The organism is Vibrio sp. Sgm 5 (assembly GCF_026241575.1).
In the GTDB taxonomy this organism is placed as follows: Bacteria; Pseudomonadota; Gammaproteobacteria; order Enterobacterales; family Vibrionaceae; genus Vibrio; species Vibrio jasicida.
Genome location: NZ_JAPHPY010000154.1, coordinates 1 through 312 on the forward strand (window position 1 = coordinate 1; position 312 = coordinate 312).

A 312-nucleotide genomic window follows, 5' to 3' on the forward strand; every position below is an offset into this window, starting at 1 on the left:
TTGGAAAGACTGAGTGCCGTAAGTACCGTTAAGTAGGCGGTTACCACCGAAAGATGTCGTTTCAGCGATACGGTTTAATTCATCGTTCAGTGCCGTTACTTCTTCTTGAATCGCAACACGCTCAGATTTTGAGTTAGAGCCATTTGCAGATTGAAGAGACAGGTCACGCATACGTTGCAGGATGTTGGTTGTCTCGTTCATTGCACCTTCAGCAGTTTGTGCAATAGAGATACCATCGTTCGCGTTACGAACAGCCACATCCAGGCCACGGCTTTGTACGTTCAAGCGGTTCGAGATTTGAAGACCCGCAGC

1 pseudogene is annotated in these 312 nt (G+C 47.8%); it reads right to left on the bottom strand.

Annotated features, from left to right (window positions below):
• Positions 1–312 (bottom strand): annotated as a pseudogene (locus OQJ86_RS26490) (flagellin); the annotation flags it as partial.